General features: G+C 69.2%; 7 protein-coding genes. 5 read left to right on the forward strand and 2 right to left on the reverse strand.

Going from position 1 to position 18,452, the window contains the following annotated elements:
• The first annotated feature begins 184 nt into the window (after window positions 1–184).
• The 5 genes from TMO_RS20175 (at window position 185) to TMO_RS20195 (ending at window position 6,365) form a co-directional block, all read left to right on the forward strand.
• The gene (locus TMO_RS20175; RefSeq protein WP_014747550.1) at window positions 185–3,769 is read left to right on the forward strand and encodes an ATP-binding protein; all 3,585 of its coding nucleotides are present in this window, start codon (window positions 185–187) and stop codon (window positions 3,767–3,769) included.
• Window positions 3,766–4,731: a response regulator gene (locus TMO_RS20180; protein ID WP_014747551.1), complete on the forward strand. Its 966-nt coding sequence runs from the start codon at window positions 3,766–3,768 to the stop codon at window positions 4,729–4,731. The genes TMO_RS20175 and TMO_RS20180 overlap by 4 nt, the downstream gene beginning before the upstream one ends.
• A gap of 209 nt (window positions 4,732–4,940) precedes the next feature.
• Window positions 4,941–5,123, forward strand: a complete 183-nt coding sequence (locus TMO_RS20185) for a CsbD family protein (RefSeq protein ID WP_014747552.1) — start codon at window positions 4,941–4,943, stop codon at window positions 5,121–5,123.
• A 46-nt stretch (window positions 5,124–5,169) separates the two neighbouring features.
• A complete protein-coding gene (locus TMO_RS20190) occupies window positions 5,170–5,655 on the forward strand; it encodes an SRPBCC family protein (RefSeq protein ID WP_041606928.1) in 486 nt (161 codons plus the stop codon).
• Window positions 5,656–5,831: 176 nt separating this feature from the next.
• Window positions 5,832–6,365 (forward strand): GNAT family N-acetyltransferase, encoded by a 534-nt coding sequence (locus TMO_RS20195; RefSeq protein WP_014747554.1) that lies wholly within the window; start codon window positions 5,832–5,834, stop codon window positions 6,363–6,365.
• 21 nt (window positions 6,366–6,386) lie between these two features.
• Here the strand turns inward: TMO_RS20195 and TMO_RS20200 are convergent, their stop codons facing one another.
• Window positions 6,387–10,850: a hypothetical protein gene (locus tag TMO_RS20200; RefSeq protein ID WP_014747555.1), complete on the reverse strand. Its 4,464-nt coding sequence runs from the start codon at window positions 10,848–10,850 to the stop codon at window positions 6,387–6,389.
• Window positions 10,850–18,415: a LysM domain-containing protein gene (locus TMO_RS20205; protein ID WP_014747556.1), complete on the reverse strand. Its 7,566-nt coding sequence runs from the start codon at window positions 18,413–18,415 to the stop codon at window positions 10,850–10,852. Before TMO_RS20205 ends, TMO_RS20200 begins: the two co-directional genes overlap by 1 nt.
• Window positions 18,416–18,452: the final 37 nt, after the last annotated feature.

Raw genomic sequence — 18,452 nt, forward strand, 5'->3', positions numbered from 1 at the left:
GTTCCGGACAGGGGTTATGTTGCGGGGCAGCAATCCGCCTGCCGCATACGCAAAATAACGTATGGGAGCCGGCCCCCGGCGCCGCTAGGCTGATGGTTCACGGGCGTTGAACCGCGGGGAGGCGGCAGGCGGGCGTATGGCGGATGCCGGGAGGGTCAGCAGCGGGCAGGCAGGGGGCGGCGGCGTGTCCGGCGGCGGCGTGTCCGGCGTCAGGCCGGGCACGGCCGCGCCGCAGCGCATCGTTCGCGTCCGCCGGCAGTACAATCAGTGGGTCGCGAACCAGACGCTGGAAGACTATGCGCTGCGCTTCACCGCCAAGAGCGCCCGGCGCTGGTCGCCCTGGCGGGTGGCGAATACCGCGCTCGGCTCCATCTCGTTCCTGGCGCTGGAGGCGATCGGCGGCGCGATCACGCTGGCCTATGGCTTCGACAATGCGGTGGCGGCGATCCTGACCGTTTCGGTGCTGATCTTCCTGACCGGCCTGCCGATCGCCGCCTCGGCCGCCAAATGGGGGGTGGATATCGATCTGCTGACCCGCGGCGCCGGCTTCGGCTATATCGGGTCGACGATCACCTCGCTGATCTATGCCAGCTTCACCTTCATCTTCTTCGCGATCGAAGCCGCGATCCTGGCCATGGCGCTTCAGGACCTGTTCGGGGTGCCGTTCTGGATCGGCACCATCGCCTCGTCGCTGGCGATCATCCCGATCGTGACCCACGGCATCACCCTGATCAGCCGGGTACAGAACCTGACCCAGCCGGTCTGGATCGTGCTGCAGCTGCTGCCCTTCATCGCGCTGGCCCTGGCCGATCCGGGCATTTTTACCCGCTGGCAGGGGTTTGCCGGCACCGAGACCGGCGGCGGCGCCGGGATATCTGCGGGCGGCTTCGATCTGATGGCTTTCGGCGCGGCTTCGGGCGTGCTGTTCGCGCTGGTCGGGCAGATCGGCGAGCAGGTGGATTTCCTGCGCTTCCTGCCCCGCCGCCGCGGCCGGCGCGATCTGCGTTGGTGGGCGGCGATGACCGCGGCCGGGCCGGGCTGGATCATCCCCGGCGCGCTGAAGCTGCTGGGCGGGTCGCTGCTGGCGGTTCTGGCGCTGGAGGCGGGCGTTCCCGTCGCCCATGCCGACGAGCCGACCCGGATGTATCTGGTCGCCTTCGGCCAGATGGTCGGCACCGATCAGGCGGCGCTGGCGCTGGGGTTGACCGGGGTGTTCGTGCTGCTGGCCCAGGTGAAGATCAACGTCACCAACGCCTATGCCGGCTCCATCGCCTGGTCGAATTTTTTCTCCCGCCTGACCCACAGCCATCCGGGCCGGGTGGTCTGGCTGATCTTCAACGTCGCCATCGCCGTGCTGCTGATGTCTTTCGGTATCTATGAAGGGCTGGAGCACATCCTGGGGCTGTATTCGATCGTCGCCATCGCCTGGGTGGGGGCGATCACCGCCGATCTGGTGATCAACCGGCCGCTGGGTCTGGCGCCGAAGCGGATCGAGTTCCGCCGCGCCCATCTCTACGACGTCAACCCGGTGGGGCTCGGCGCCATGGGGCTGGCGGCGGCGGGCGCGATGCTCTGCCATTTCGGCGCCTTCGGCGCGGCCATCCAGCCCTTCGCGGCCTTCATCGCGCTGGGCGTGCCGATGATCGCCGCCCCGGCCATCGCGGCGGCCGGCGGCCACCGCTTCTATCTGGCCCGCCCGCCTGCGGCCATGGCCGAAGATACAGATGGGGGTGGGGCAGCGCCCGAGCCCTGCGTGATCTGCGAATACAGTTTCGAGCCCGAGGACATGGCGCAATGCCCCGCCTATGGCGGGCGGATCTGCTCGCTGTGCTGTTCGCTCGATGCCCGCTGTCACGACGTCTGCAAAACCGATGCCCGGCTGACCGACCAGTTCGCCCAGCTGCTGCGCCGGGTGATGCCGGCGGCGGCGCGCAGCCGCACCCTGCATCCGCTGGGGCTTTATCTCACCATCCTGACGGTCTCGCTGGGCGTGATCGGCGCAGCACTGGCGCTTGTGGGGGTGCAGGCGCATCTCGACGGCGGGCCGCCCGGGCCGGGTGCGGCGGCGACGCTGTGGAAGGCCTTTGCGGCCATGGCGATCATCGCCGCGGTGGCGGCCTGGCTGTTCGTACTGGCGCGCGAAAGCCGCCAGGTCGCCCAGCTGGAAAGCAACCGGCAGACCCGGCTGTTGCTGGAAGAGATCGAGGCCCACAAGGCGACCGATGCCGAGCTGCAGCGCGCCAAGGAGGCGGCGGAGGCCGCCAACCTCGCCAAGACCCGCTATGTGGTGGGGATCAGCCATGAATTGCGCGCGCCTTTGAACGCCATCTTCGGCTATGCCCAGATCCTGGAACGCGATGCCGGCATGCCGCCGGCCAGGCGCGATGCCGTGCGGGTGGTGCGGCGCAGCGCCGAACACCTGGCCGGGCTGATCGACGGGCTGCTCGACATCTCGCGGATCGAGGCGGGGCATGTGACGCTGGCGCGGGAGCGCATCCGGCTGGGCGATTTCCTGGACCAGCTGGTCGGCATGTTCTCGCTCGCCGCCGCCGAGAAGGGCATCGGCTTCGTCTACGATGCCGCCCCCGACATCGCAACCGTCCAGGCCAGCGGTGCCCCGGTCGAGGTCTGGACAGACGAGAAGCGGCTGCGCCAGATCCTGATCAATCTTCTGTCCAATGCGGTGAAATTCACCGATCGCGGCCAGGTGACCTTCCGGGTCCGCCGCCGCAGCCAGGTGGCGGAGTTCGAGGTGATCGACACCGGCATCGGCATCGCGCCGGCCGATCTTGCGAAGATCTTCGAACCCTTCGAGCGTGGCGGATCGGCCCGGGCGCGGGAATTGCCCGGCACCGGGCTGGGCCTGACCATCGCCAAGCTGCTGACCGAGATTCTGGGCGGCGAGATTTCCGTCACCAGCACCCCCGGCCAGGGCAGCCGCTTCCGTATCCGCCTGTTCCTGTCGGATGCGGGCGTGCACGATACGGGCGAGCCGGCGGCCCCGCCCCGGCCCGCCCGCGACGTGACCGGCTATGCCGGCCGGCGGCGGATGGTGTTGGTCGCCGATGACGACCCCTCGCACCGGTCGCTGATCGCCGATGTGCTGGCGCCGCTGGATTTCACCCTGCTGTTCGCGGCCGATGGCGAAACTGCCCTGGCGCTGGCCGAACGCTTCCGCCCCGATCTCGTGCTGCTCGACATCTCGATGCCCGATATGGACGGCTGGACGGCGGCCAGGGAGATGCGGCGGGCGGGGTTGGATCACACCGCCATCGTCATGGTCTCGGCCGATGCCCAGATCGACCGCGACCTGATCGATCATGCCGCAAACGGCGGTCCTCCGCCGCCCCATGACGCCTTCGTGCCGAAACCGGTGGATCTGGACCGGCTGGTGGAGACGGTGGGCCGGCTGCTGGCGCTGCGCTGGCTGCATGCCGACCCCGAAGCCGAGCCCGAGGCGGCGGCAGACACGACGCCGCCTCTGCCGCGGCAGGGGCCGTCTCTGCCCCGGCAGGGGCCGGGCGCGGTTCTGGCGCCGCTGCCGGCGGCGCTGGTTCAGGATCTGCGGCGGCTGGCCGCCATCGGCTATGTCCGCGGCCTGATCCAGCGGCTGGAGAGTGCGGCGGCGGACATGCCTGAACATGCAGCGACCGCCGGGCGGCTGGTCGCCATGCTGCAGCGGTTCGAACTGGCGGGGTTCGATGCGGTGCTCGACGGCTGGGATGCCGAGACCGGCCGTGCGGAAAGCCAACGGGAGAGCGGGGGATGATGATGACCAGGCCGCGCGATATCGTGCTGGTGGTGGACGACCGGGCGGAGACGCTGGCCCTGCTGACCGATGCGATCGAGGCGGCGGGGTTGACCGTGCTGGTCGCGGCAGAGGGCGCCCGCGCGCTGGACCTGGTGGAGCGGGTGACGCCCGATATCGTGCTGATGGATGCGGTGATGCCCGGCATGGACGGGTTCGAGACCTGCCAGCGGCTGAAGACCCGGCCCCATCTCGCCCATGTGCCGGTGATCTTCATGACCGGCCTCGCCGAAACCGAGCATGTGGTGCGCGGCTTTGCGGCCGGCGGGGTGGATTACGTGCCGAAGCCGATCGTGCCCGACGAGTTGATCGCCCGCATCCGCACCCATCTGGCCAATGCCCGGCTGGCGCAGAGTGCCCGTGCGGCGCTGGATGCCACCGGCCGTCATCTGCTGGCGGTGGATGGTGCTGCACGCCTGCTCTGGTCCACGCCCCAGGCCGAGGCCCGGCTGGCGGCGGCCTTCCCCGCGCGCTGCGGCGGGGCCGGGGCGGGACTGCCGGGTAGGGGCCAGCCTGGTGGGAGCCTGCCGGCAGGCTTCCGGCTGGGGGCCGAGGCGACGGCCTGGCTTGCCGTCCCGGGGGCTGCGGAGGCGGCCCCGCTGACCCTGGCCGTGGAGGTCGGCCTGCCGCTCTGCCTGGCGCTGATCGGCCGGCTGGGGCCCGACGAGATCCTGCTGCGCCTGACCGAAGGCCGCGAGGTCCGCGACGAGGATCTCCTGCGCGAGGCCTTTGGCCTGACGGCGCGCGAGGCCGAGGTGCTGCTCTGGGTCGCCAACGGCAAGGCCAACCGGATGATCGCCGAGATTCTGGAACTGGGCCCGCGCACCGTCGACAAGCATGTCGAGCGCATCTTCGCCAAGCTTGGGGTCGAGAACCGCACCGCGGCGGCGGCGGCGGCACTGAAAGTCCTCGCCGGGCGGTGACCGCCCGCAGGGCGAAAACCGGCGCAGGCGGCACCGGTCCGTGGCCGAAACCGGACCTTCCGGCGTTATTTGCGCCGGGCTGTGACCTCATGATGGTCGCTTCGTGGCTTCTGCCGTCACCGGCTTGTGCCTGTTCCTCTCCATGCCGATGTCTGAACCAGGACGGCGGATACGAGCCTCCGCCGCATCGACAGCAATGGAGACCGAGAATGGACAAGGATCGCGTTGAAGGCGCCGCCCGCCAGGTCACCGGCAAGATCAAGGAAGTCGCCGGCCGTGCCACCGACGACCCCGCCACCGAGGCCGAGGGCCGCACCGAAAAGACCGCCGGCAAGGTGCAGAAGGAATACGGCAAGGCCAAGGACGAGGTCCGCGACGCGCTCAGGAAGTGAGCCGCCGCACCGCCGACCCGTCCCACCCCGTTACCGGAGACGCATCATGAACGTTACCGACAGGATCATTCGCCTGAAGGTCGATCTCGCCGCGGACCGGCAGACGGTGTGGGAGGCCCTGACCGGCGCGCAGCATGTTCAGGCGTGGTGGGGGAGGCATGTCTCCCTCATACCTCGCGCCGGGGGCAGGTTGTTCGTCCGGGGCGACGGGCGGGAGCAGTCGCGCCAGGTGCGCGGCCGCGTGCTCCGCTGGTCGCCGCCTTCCGCACTCGAGCTGGCCTGGGCAGATGCCGCCTGGCCTGCCGAGACGCGGGTCAATATCCGCCTGATGCCCACCCCCGACGGCGACACCCGCCTTCAGCTGGACCATGTCGGCTGGTCGGGCTTCGAAGACAAGGCCCGCCTGCATCTGATGCAGGCCGCAGAACGCGACTGGACCGCCCGGCTGGACCGGCTGGAAGACTATCTCCGCGCCGGCGACATCGCAGGCACGGTTTCCCAGGCCCAGAGCGGCGGGGCACGTGCCTGGTAGGGCACAGCCCCGACCTGCATCTATAAGACGACGCGCCGCCGCCGCCCCACATTCAAGGGTTGCGGCGGCGGTGTGCGCCGGGGGGTGCGCGTCTGGGCTCTGGCGATGAACCGCCATCCGGGCTATGCAGAACCGGCTGGCCCGCATGGCGGGGCCCAGGCTGCCGGAGAGGATGCATGGAGCCTGTCGAAACCGACCGCTTGATCCTTAGAAACTTCCGCAAGAGCGATGCCGCCGGCCTGTTCGCCTATCTGCAGGCGCCGGTGGCAGGCTGTTTTCTGTCGCTGCGGCTGGAGAGCCTGGCGGCCGCAGAGGCCGAGGCGGAACAGCGCGCGGGCAGTGACGAGTATCTGGCGGTCTGTCTGAAGCAGACCGACAGCCTGATCGGCGATGTGTTCGCCATGCAGGAAGACGATACCTGGTCGGTCGGCTGGAACTTCAATCCCGCCTGGGGCGGCAGAGGCTACGCCCTGGAAGCGGCCCGCACGCTGGTCGCATGGCTGTTCTCCACCGGAAGGGCTCGCCGCCTCTATGCCTATGTGGAAGACCACAACCTGGCGTCGCAGCGCCTGTGCGAACGGCTGGGCATGCGCCGCGAGGGGCTGTTCCTGGACTTCGTCTCGTTCAGAACTGATGCCACGGGCGCGCCGATTTACGAGAACACGTTTCAGTACGCCCTGTTGCGCAGGGAATGGGAAGCCGGCCGCTGAAGACCGGCCTCCCGCCCCTCGTCATCCGATCGCCGAAACCAGCTTCTGCAACTCCAGCAGCGGCCGGTCCAGGTCCGGGTCGGTGGTGGAATAGAGGCTGATCGAGAAGCCCCAGACCGCGCCGGTGGTGACGGGCTGGGTTGCCTGCTGCCACTGGCCGACGGCCTGGATGATCCCCGACACGGTGCCGTTGGTATAGTCGTAGCGCGGGTGCAGCAGCACCGGCAGCAGGGTTTCGATCGAATCGGCCCCCGCCTGGACCAGCGTGTAGCCATAGCGGATCGACACCGCGATCTGCTGGCCGGCCGGCTGGCCGTCGAACATTTCGTTGAACACCGCGGTCAGCGGGTTGGTGGCGGGGTCGGTGGTCCAGGCGCCGATGTCGATCCGCTCCTGCACCGTGATCAGCGGCACCAGCGGTTCGGGGAAGCCCAGCTGCGGCGTGCGGTAGACGAAGGCCGAGCTGGTCTCGGGCCCCTCGGCGCCCAGCAGCCGGGCATTGCGGATCACCGAAACGCCGGCGGTGGCGTTCTGGAAGGCCGCGATGTGCAGCCCGCCGATGGTGTAGCGGAAGGAGAGCCGCGAGAAGGCCGGCATCAGCGTGGCGCCGTCGCCCAGCGGAAAATCATAGATCCGCATGGCGCCGGTGGGCTCGCGCCCGGTAAGGGCGGCGGTGGCGCCGTCGTCGCGGATCACCAGGATCTCCGGCCAGTCGAAGGGCACCGCCTCGTCGCCCAGCTGCTGGAGGGTGAGGGTGGCATAGACCTGCACCGGTTCGGTGATGCCGACCATGGTGGTGTTCAGCGTCGCCAGATAGTGGAAGAAGCTGTGTACCGGCCCGTCGGAGCCGTCGAGTGCCCGGCCGAGCAGGGCGGCCCGGCCCCTGGTGGTGCGGTGGGCGGGGACCAGCCCTTCATGGGCGGGGCGGACCAGGCTTCGTGCCGCCACCAGATCGTCGCAGCTGCCCACCCCCCACCAGGCCGACCAGCGCGCCGCCACCTTGCCGGCCAGTGTGGCATAGGTGTCGAGCGTGGCGGCCAGCACCGTGTCTCCCGGCCCGGCGGTCGGCGCCTGGAGCCCGGCCAGGATCTGCCAGAAGGTGTCGGCGGCGGAGGCATACTGGGCGAGCAGGGCGAAGAGGGTTTCATCCTCGTCCGCCATGGCTCGCAGCGCCGGGTCCGGCTGGCGGTTGAATTCCAGCTCGATCCGGATCTGGTCCTGATCGGCGCTCTGATGGGTGTAGGTGAAGACATAGGCCCAGTGCACCGCCTCTGCCACGCTCTGCGGATCGTCGGGCGTGGTCGCGGTCTGCGAAATCAGCGCCGGCAGGTCGGGATAGGCGCGCAGCGGCACCGGCACCTGGGGCGTCTCCAGATCGGCCGAGAAGGCGGGCGGCGCATCGGTTTCGAAGGGCAGAACGAAGGTCAGCCAGTTGGAGGCGTCATAGCCGCTGTCGACGGGCGTGATGCCGAATTCGATCTCGTTGACCGCATAGACCGGCTTCAGCCGCACCGAGCGGTGCAGCGCCGGCTGCGAGACGTCGAGCGTGAACGAGACCGGTGCTTTGGCATCGGCGGGGGCCGTCTTCAGCGGCAGCTTGGCGTTGCCGAGCTGGGAGACCTTCCAGGCATTGGGATCGCCGTCGCCGGGTTGTCCGCTGCCCCCGCCATCGACCGGCACCTCCGAAAGCTTGCCGGCGCCGGAGAGGCGCGCGGTCGCGGCCGCGGCGGGGGCCGTGACCTCGGCTGCGAATTGCAGCACGGCGGTGGTGTCGTAGCCGGCGCCCAGCGTGCGCAGCAGGCGCTGATACAGCACCTCGCGCGCCGCCTTCCAGCCGGCTCCGTTGATGGCGCCGGGGCCCGTATCCTGCTCGGCCAGGATCGCCGACAGCCCGTCGGCCACCGCACAGGCGGTGAGTTTCTTGGCGCCCAGGATCGACTCCAGCGCCGTGGGGTTCACCCGATAGGCCGGCGCGGCATAGGGTGCTGTGCAGATCAGATCCAGCCCGGCCAGCCAGGACCGCGCCCAGACCTCCAGATCAATCCCCTGAAAGTCGTAGGTTTGGGATTTTCCCCAAGTTCCGGTTGCAGGATCCAGGGTGCTGATCGTGACCCCGCTTTCCGCCTCCAGCGTGTTGGACAGCGGGCGGAGACCGAAGCTCCAGGGCTGGGGGGAGGGGTTCCAGTCGACCGTCAGCGGCGGCGCCAGATCGACCTTGGTGATGCCGCCCGGATCGACGAAAGACACCGCCCAGACATCGGTGGGCGCCGGGTCGCGTTCGGCCGAGAGCACCTTGCCGGTCGCGATCTTCAGCCCGTCGATCGCGGCTTCGATGGCCGCGGCGAAGACGTCGAGGGTAACGGCGCCCTCTTCCTCCCGCTCTGGCGCCGCACTGCGGGTGACGGCGATCGGGCTCGCCACCTGTGCCACGGGACCCGGATCGGTTCCCTCGTGGAGAAAGGCGGGGTCCACCAGACGCGGGTCGCGCGCCAGCGTGATCCAGGTCCTGAGCGGGAAGATGACGTCGGGGAACTGCCAGCCGCCGGCGCCGAAACCGGCCTCCAGCCGGGTATCGGCCGGCGGCAGCAGCAGTTTCGCGGCCGCCGCGATCCAGGCCTGATCGGCATTGCCGGTGACCACGTCGCCGATGGTGACCGCGATGCCCGCCGCGGCGAAGCGGCGGATGATGGCGTTCAGGCTGTCTTCCGTCGCCGTGGTGATGGTGGGTGTGGCGGCAACGGGTGAGGGGCGGAGCGTCAGCCCCGCTACGATCACCCCGGGTGTTGCGGCATTGGCCGACAGGATCAGGGTCGGGTCCAGCCCGTAGCGCGCGCCCAGATCGGGCGGGGTGAGGGCGGCATCTCCCGTCAGCGCCGGGCCGCAGAGCAGCAGCCCGCCGGTCGCCAGCGCATCCGGATCGTCGGCGATGGCGGCGGCGAAGGCATCGATCGTCACCGGCGGATCGGCGCGGGCGATCACCGCATCGAAACTGTCGCCCGCTTCGGTCGCCAGCGCCTGGCCGTCGACGGTGATGGTGCGTCCGCCCGCCACCGTGCCGGGCATGGCGCGGTTGGCCTGGGTCAGCGCCACCTCTGCATCGCTGCCGAGGGGCACGAAGCGTGCGGCGATCGCCGTCATGGTGGCACCGCCCAGGATCCGCCAGGGGATACGGATCGTGGTCGGATCCTGGGGCCAGGCAGAGAGGCCGGGGATGGGCAGACCGCTGCCGTTTGAAGGGGGCTGTGGGGCCAGCCCGGCATTGTGGCGCAGCAGGTCGCCCGGCTCCACGCCATAGGCGCGGGCGGTGGCGCCGAGCGGTGCATCCGCCAGGCCCGTGACGCTGGTCGTTTTCAGGAACAGCGGCGCGCCGGCGGGGAAGAGATCGATGGTGTCGATGTTGAGCCCGGCCAGCGTTGCCGCGGTCTGGCCGGTGTCGTTGTCGTCGAGCGTCCAGCCGTCGCGGATCAGCTTGCGGTCGACCGTCAGCGTCACGCCCGTGCGGAACATGCCCCCGGCCGCGGCATTGGCACCCACCGTCATCACCGCATCATAGGGCACGCCATTGTCGCGGAAGGTGGCGGCGATGTCGTCGAGGGTGGCATCGGCGCCGGGTTCCCCCGTTGCCGGCACCTCCACCTCGATGCCCTGGGCGCTGAACACGAAGCCCGGGGCGAGCAGGGCGGGGCGGTCCATATTGGCGGTGGTCAGGCTGGCAAGCGTTACGCCGAAGGCCTCGGCCAGCTCACCGGCCGAGAGACCATCTGCCGGCTGGGCATGTTCCGCCGCCGGGATCACCAGCTCGGTGCCGGGCAGCAGCGGCAGCACGATGTTGTCGTCATCGCCCAGCACCGTGGCGGGATCGAGCCCCGTGGGCACCAGGTCCGTCACCGTGCTGCCGGCGGTGAAGACCACGTAGTCCGGCACCGCAAGCCCCGCCTCGGGCAGGGTGACCAGCTGCCCCACCGGCCGTTCGCCGGCCGCCAGGCCCAGCGCCTGCCAGTCGAGCCCGTAGCGCGTCACAACATCGGCGAGGGTGGGGGTGACGGTGGGATCGGCCAGGCTGGCCCCCATCAATGCGGCGGCGGTTGAAAAGGCATAGCAGGCCGAGACATGGGCGCGCAGCCCGTCCATCGGCACCGGCAGCGCCGTGGGGCTGGCGGCGGCCGGCTGGTCCAGCGAGGTGGAGAGTGCCGCGGTGACGTCGGGCTGCATGATCTGGTACCAGATCGCGCCGAAGCGCGCGCCGATATCGGCCGCGGTCGCCGCCGCGGCGTCGCCCGCGACCGTGCCGCCGGCGGTCAGCCCCCCCGGCTGCATGGCGATGCGCAGCTGCAGCCGGGCGCCGACCTGGCCCTCCGCCGCCGAGGTGACCCCCCAGGCGACGCTGGTCACCGGCCAGGAGGTGACGCCGATCATCGGGTCGGTATAGCCGACCACCATGTCCACGGTGCCGGAGGCGGCGTCGAACGAAACTGCGGCGCTCATCATGCGTCTCCTTCGGCGGTGGCGTTGCCGTAGACGTCGTGGAAGCCCAGCTCCACGGTCGCGACCGGCGGTGCGGTGCGCCCGCTTGCCGAGATGCCGGCGTAAGGGTCGCCCGCCTGGGGCGGCAGGCCCGGAATCGCCGGCACCGTCGGCGTCTTCGCATAGCGGTGGATGGGGATCACCTGCGACAGGGTCTGGTCGTTTTCATCCGCCGCATCGGCCGTCAGCCGTGGCGTCATGCGCATCCGGTCCACCGCCGCGGCGCTGCCGTCGACCCGGGGCCCGACCGGGCTGCCGGCATTGCTGGCGGCGAAGGCCTCGGTCTCGGGCAGCTGATAGCCGGCCAGGTTGTACAACCGGCGGGCGCGCAGATCCGGGTCGTCGCCCGCATCCGGCGGGTTCACCAGCCCCATGGTGAAGCCGACATTGCCCTGGGCGACGGTTGCCTGGCGGGTCTGGTCGCGATCATCGGGGGCCGCCACGAACAGCGCGGTCGCGGCGGGATCGATCGGGTCGGCGACCAGGGCGGCGGTGTTGAAGGAATGCAGCTGCCGGTCGGGATCGGCCGCCGACTGGCTGGCCAGCAGGGTGATGATCGTGACGGTGGCGGTGCCTTCCTGGCTCCAGATCTCGTCGCCATAGCCGTTGCCGTCGCCATCGGTCAGCTCCAGCCAATAGCCGCCGCCGCCCACCACGCTCGCCTCCCACACCAGTTTCAGGAACATCTCGGCATCGCCGACCGGGGCGAAATAGGGGCTGGAGGGCGGCAGGTCGCCGTCCGCCAGCGCCAGCCGGTTGGCCGAGAGATTGCCCGAACGGGTTTCGGTCGACAGATTGGTGCGCACGATATAGCTGGCGCCGCGATCGATGCCGGTGGTGGTGAGCCCGCCGGGCAGGCCGGCGGCCGGCGACAGGCGGAAGCCGAAATACAGCACCGCATTGTCGTCGGGATGGGTTTCCAGATAGCGCCAGAGTTCCAGCAGCAGCTGGCGGCCCGCCGTATCGGCGCCGGTGACGCTGGCGGTGTTCGGCCGGCCGGGAATGCGGCTGATGCCGATATCGATCAGGCTGGCCCAGATGGAGCGGTGGACCGGCAAAGCGGGGCTGTCGGGCCCCTTTTCCGGATCGGTGCGATACAGCTGCCAGGGGCCGCCATCGGCCGCGGCGGCAATCGCGGCCAGATCGCTGCCGAAGGGCCAGAAGGACGGCATGCCGATGCTCGCGGTCCCGGCACCCTCGCCCAGCGCCGGCAGATTGATCTGGTTCGGCGTCTGCCAGATCACCATCTGCGACAGGCCGTGGCGCACCGGCACGTCTTCCCAAAGCTGCAGCGGCGCCGGCGGCGCGCTCAACACGGGGGTCAGCGTATCGGCCGGATAGCCGTCTTCCAGCATCTTCTCGGTGACCTGGATGACCAGCTGGGTGGTGTCGTCCACCTCCAGGATCATGCCCGGGCGGATGCGGCCCGCGGCGGCGGCCGGGTTGCGGGCGGCCAGACCGGTGTTGCGGGCGGTGAAGGCGGCGAGCCCTTCGGCGGGCGGCGCGGTTTCGGTCGCAACCAGGGTCAGCCAGGGCACCTCCACCGTTTCGGTGACGGTCAGGGTCAGGCGCACGGTTTCGGGCGGCTGGGTGGTGTCGGGGGCGGGGCCGGTGACCTGCTGGCCGATCAGGTCGTAGAGACCGCTCAACTGGCTGTTGTCGCCGGCGGGTACCGGCAGACGCTGGCCATGGAGCATGAAGCGCGAGACCTGGCCCGCGACATCGCGCACCGGCGCATCGCCGGTCAAAGCCGGCATCAGCCGGTCCAGCCCGATGGCGGCAAGATCGGGCACGATCAGCGGCAGCGCGGCATCCACCGCGAAGACCCCCGGCACATCGGCCACCACCATGCCGGTGGTTTCGATCGCCAGATCGTAAGAGGTGGCGAAGGCGCGCAGCGTCTGATTGTCGATGGTGGTCAGCCGGCAATCGGTGACCACCACCGGGGCCAGCGGCGCCAGAAGATCGGTGGTCGCCACAACCGTTCGGAAGTTCGCCGACGGTGTCGCCGGAATTGTGGTTGCATCCGCCACCATCAGCAGCCGGGCCGCCAGCGCGCGCAGGCTTTCATCGGGCAGGAGGGCGGTGGTCGCGGCGGGCAGGATGACCGGCCCGCCAGCATAGCCGGGGTTCAGTTCGCCAACCGCGGCCGCCCAGGTGGCGAAGGCCGGATCGACCTCGGGGTTCTGCCACAGCATGGTGACGGCGGCGAGCATCGGCAGGGTGTCGCCGGCCAGCCGCGTCCAGTCGACCGGGTCGGTCAGCACGTCGAAGGCCGAGGGCAGCTTCACCACCGCCGGCAGGCTGCCATCGGCGCCGATGCTGTCGCCGTTCAGGCTGGTGATCGCTTCCGCATACCAGCCGGTTTCGGGCAGCAGGGTGACGGCGGGGGTGCCGGCATTCAGCCGGACGTAATAGAGCGCCGCCGCCTGGGTGATGGTCAGGCCCTGAAGCGCCACACCGGCGCCCTGGGGCAGGGCGACCGGCGCGCCCTCGCGGGTGATCGCCGGCACGTCGAGGGCAGCCGCCGTCTGCAGCCAGGCATCGACCGAGGCACCCAGCCGGGCGCAGAGCCGGTCCGGGGTGTCGCCGGTCCGGATCTGGGTTTCCAGGGCCGCGACCCGGGCGGTCTTGCCCGGGGTCAGCAGCCGCTCGGGGTTGGCGGCGGCGATCGCCGCCGGGGTCACGCCCAGCGTCACGCTCAACACCGTGCCCGGTGCGGCATCGTCCAGGGTTTCGACGATGCCGGGATTGAGCGCCACGATCTCGTCGGTGTCGTAGCCGTAGGTGGCGGCAAGCTGGGCGACGGTATCGCCCAGATGCACCACATAGGGCATCTGAACGGTCGGGAAGCTGCCGGCCAGGGCGGCGAGGGTGGTGTCGGCGTCGATCTCCACGGGGAAGCGCGTGAACAGGCCCTGGGCCGCCTGGACCATGTATTTGGCGACCAGCAGCATGTATTCGCGGAACACCACCGAGGCGAGCGGCTCGTTCGCCTGGATACCGGTCGAGACGGAGCCGCCATCGCCCATGGGCTGCGGCGACAGCTGGCGGAAATAGGCCGCGATCCGGTCGGCATAGGCGTCGTCGACCGGCTGATACAGCGCGAAATTGCGGTCGTTTTCCGGCGGCGGCAGGTCGGGGCTGGTCCAGCCCAGCACCGGCGGGATCGGGAAGGCGACGCCGGGCAGGGCATCGGGATCGTCCCCCGAGGGTGGGCCCGAGAGGTGGAAATCGACATTGCCGCCCAGGAAGCCGCTCAGATTGTCGAAGCCGAAACCTTCGGCAAAGGTCTGCGGGCAATCCATCTGTGCGGCCAGTTCGGCCAGATCGCCGGCGGTGAGCGTGGCGGTGACCGGATCCAGCCCCAGCGCCGAGACCGCCCAGCGGAACATCGCCTCGGCCAGCAGGGCGAAGGGCGTCTCCGCCTGGTCTTCCGCCCGCGCGGTGGCGGTGAAGGCGGCCGTGCGGCGGGCTTCCAGCGTTTCGGCATCCACCGCGACCGGGCCGTCGATCGCCAGCATCATCACCATCCGCCGGGCCGGATCGGCGGCCGGCGGGGTGCTGCCGCCGGGCCAGGCCACCGTCATATCGGCGATGGTGAAGCCCGGGACCATGCGCAGATCCAGGGTCTGCGTCTCGGCGAAGACCTTCGCATCGGGCGAGAAGTTCAGCCGGTAGACGCCTTCGGCGCAGGGATCGAGGACGGCGGCGGCGGTCTCTGCCAGCACCGCCATCTGGCGGGCGATCGGATGGGTCAGGCCATGGGCCGCATCGCTGCGCAACCGGGCGCGGGTCAGCATCCGGGTCATGCGCGCCATGTCGCCGGGCCGCCGGCGGAACCGCTGGCCCTGCCCGCGCGAGGCATTGGCGAGCGGCACCACCCCGATGGCGGCATAGCGGCCGAGGGCAGCGCTGCCCAGAGCCGCAGAATTCCGTTGATCGAGGCTCCGCCCGGACTGGTCGGCCGACAGGATCCAGGGTGTGGTCGAGGCCGAGCCCACGGTGAACGAGACGTCGAGGCTGGTGGAGAAGGAGAAGGAGAATTTGACGAACACGATCTTGATCGAGGCATGGACCCGCACGCCCACGCTCATCGCGATCACGGTCGGCCGGTAAGCGGCCAAGGTCAGGGTCGCCGAGGCATAGGCTTCGAAGCTGACATCGACCGCGATGACCTTGAAATCGACCTTGCCATAGACCTTGCCGACCAGGGCGGCGGTGCCCTGCGCCCAGTAATACATCGCCTTGGAGGCGGCGGCATCGTCGGGGTGGAACCAGGCGAGCACGCCTTCGAACACCACCTCGACCTGCAGATAAAGCCCGGCCTTCAGCGGCCCCTTGTTGAATTCGCGGCCGATGCCGACCGCAAGCCCGAGGCCCAGTTCCAGCACGGGGGAGAAGGTGCCGTTGGTGATGGCCGGCACCCGGGTGGAGGTGGCGCCGTTGAGCAGGCCGAAATAGATGCCGCCCTTGCCCAGGAACGGCCCGTATTGCAGACCGAAAGAAACCGAGAAATCCCGCTTGTGCGGGAAGCCCAGATCGACCTTGAAATTGCCGTTGGTGAAGACGTCGACGGTGATGATGCCGAGCGTGATCGCGACCGCGCCGAAATCCAGCTGGCGGAACATGTCCGGCACCTGAAGGCGGGCATGGAACACGCCGATATCGTCGGTGACCTTCTTGTAGAGCAGTTCGAAACTGAAGCCCGACAGCGTGCCGGCCTCGGGCCCCTGCAGCGCGATCAGCACGCCATAGAGAATGGGATCGTTCATCACCAGCTTGACGGTCGCCGTGCCCATCAGGGTCACGTCCAGACCGATCAGCCACTGGCTGGATTCCTGGAAATGCAGCTGGTTGCCGCTCGGCTGGTCCAGCGGGTTGCGGTTCGGATCATCCACCGGCCTGAGCTGGGCGCGCATCAGCCGGATGACGTCGGCCAGCGAATCCGGCCGGGTCAGCCCTTCCAGCGTGACATGCTGGCCGAAGCCCATATAGCGCAGATCGACCAGCGAATTGCCCTTGCCCGGCACGGCGGGCGGGCTGTCGTTCAGGGCATCCCAGCCCAGCGGCGACATGCCCGGCTCGCGGCCGTAATCCTTGCCGAGGAAATTGCCGGTGATCTCGATATTGACCTGCGGCTCGCCGGTCTTGCGGTCATAGCGGATGCCGACCGTCTTGATGGTGATGAAGCCGAGCGTCAGGTTGATGGCGTAATTGAGCGTCACCGACTGTTCGGTGGGGTCGATGATCAGCGTGAAGCTGCCGAGATTGATGTCGTTGAGGAAGGTCCAGGGCGCGGAGAGCCGGTAATTGGCATTGGGGTTGGCCAGCGCCGCGAAGCTTTCGACCATGGCGCCGAGCGTGACGCCCTTCATCTCCACCGTCAGCACCTGATGGCGCTTGGCCCCTTCGCCGGTCCACGAGGTGCGGGCCTCCAGCGAGAAGCGGTCGAGATCCAGGCGGAACAGCCAGGTGAGTTCCTGGGCGAGGAACGAGAATCCGAGCGTGACGATCAGATTGTTGATCTCGAAGGCGCCTTTGACATTGCCTTCATAGATCATTTCGGGCGCATCGCCCGCGGCGGCGTCGCGCAGGACCACCGCATGCAGCTGCGGGCGGGCGCGCGACAGCCCTTCAAGGCGGATGCGATCGCTGATGGCGAGCATGCCGGTGCCGGCTTTGGGGCGGCGCTCGATGCTGGCCTCGGCCAGCAATGCGAGTTTCAGGCCCAGAACCTCGGGGTCCCAGCGGACGGCCACTGCGGCGTCCACCTTGTAGGGGTTGCCGGTGGAGGTGGCATAGCGTGCCCAGAGCCGGGTCAGTTCAAGATCCGGGAGCCAGTCGGGCGGAGTTTCGCCAAGAAAGGCGTAAACGAATTCAGTGAGGTTCAGCTGTCCGGTGGCAAGACCACCCTGGAAGGCCCAGCTGCCGTCACCGGGATAATAGGCACCGGCGGCAAGCTGGGTTGCTGTCTCGCCATCGACCGAGACGCCGACGATGCCCGACAGGCCGCCCCAGATCTGCGAGGGACCGACCGTCACCTCGAAATCGATCGCATCGAGCGTGAAGGTGACGTTGCCGATCGGAATTGCCCAGGTTCCGTGCGCAGACAGGGTGGCGCCATAGGTCTTGGCAGAGATATCGGCGCTCATGGTCATGCGGTCGACCACCAGGCCGGGGCCGGTCTGCGGCTGGGTGCCGGGGAAGAACACCGACATTGCCGCGGCGAGGTCGATGGCAAAGGCCCCGCGTGTTTCCGCCTCGATGCGCATGCCGGGCAGGGTGACGGTGACATCAAGATAGACCGGATTACCCGACTGATCGGTCGGCGCATTGGCCAGGATGGCCGGGCCGGTTCCTTCGGCCGTTTTGGCACCGAACCTCATGGTGCCGAACAGGATTGCGGTCCAGCTGGCCGTGCCGCCGGTCCAGTTCATCAGCCAGTTCACCCCGACCTGCTCGATCAGGATGAACGGGATTGGCGGATCCCATGCCGTCGTGGAGACGATGGTCGCACCGGTATAGCTGGTGCCCGAGGGAAGCGGCGGTGAGCCGGTTGTCTGCAGACCGTAACGCAGGGCCGCCAGACCGAAGGCATCGAGGGCCGCCGTACCCGGTGGCAGGCTGAAGGTCGAGGCTTCGGCGCCCGGGAAGAGGCGCATCAGAGCGATGATGCCGTCGCTCAGCGTCAATGGCGGATCGATTTGCCCGGCCAGATCCCAGAGTGATCCGGGAACGAGAAGCGGCATCGTGACGGTCACGTCGTGCGGCCGGCCGGTATCGACCGACAGCGTCAGCGACAGCAGGACGCTGGATGAGTTCGGCTGCGGTGTCTGAAGACTGTAAGTGTCGATCGTGGCTGTGGTCAGGACAAGGGATACGGCTTCGGTGGGGATCTTTTCCCAGACACCGCCCGGATCGGGAGCCGTGGCCGAAAGCGTCACTTTCTGTGCCGCCGACGCATCAGGGCGCGGATCAATCTGCCCTGATATGGACAGTCTTTCGGCGCCGACCAGCGGGATATAAGGCGCAAGGCTTGAGTCGGGCAGGACCAGCCAACCGCCGATGGCGGGCGGATCGGCCGGCAGGTCCGCCGCGTCTACGGCGGTCACGGCAAGGGTTGCCTGCTCCGGCCCCAGATCGGCCAGGACCGACGTCCCCAGAGACTGAGCGCCGGCGGCCACGGTGGATGGCCGGCGGGATTTGGGGAGGTCGGGAACCAGGGTGGCGAAGCTGACGAAGCCGCGTTCGGTGCGTGCGGTCAGCATCATGGCGATGACGTCCCGCCCGGCTTCGTCGACCGTTCCGGTCAGGACCGCCGACCAGGAAGTGTCGTCTGCCCAGACGATGTCGCCGGTCAGCTGGGCCGAGGCGGGGAAGCGCGTCGCCCGGCCCTGCGTCAGCGGCAGCGTCTCCACACCCAGTGCCGCCGTCAGCTTGCCCATCAACGGCAGGATGTCGGCACCGATATGACCGGCACCCGCGGCCCGGACGAAAGCGTCATACAGGCTGTTCACGGACATGGGTTGCTCTCCGACGGGCAGATGACGGGAATGGGGC

The organism is Tistrella mobilis KA081020-065 (genome assembly GCF_000264455.2).
Classification (GTDB): Bacteria; Pseudomonadota; Alphaproteobacteria; order Tistrellales; family Tistrellaceae; genus Tistrella; species Tistrella mobilis.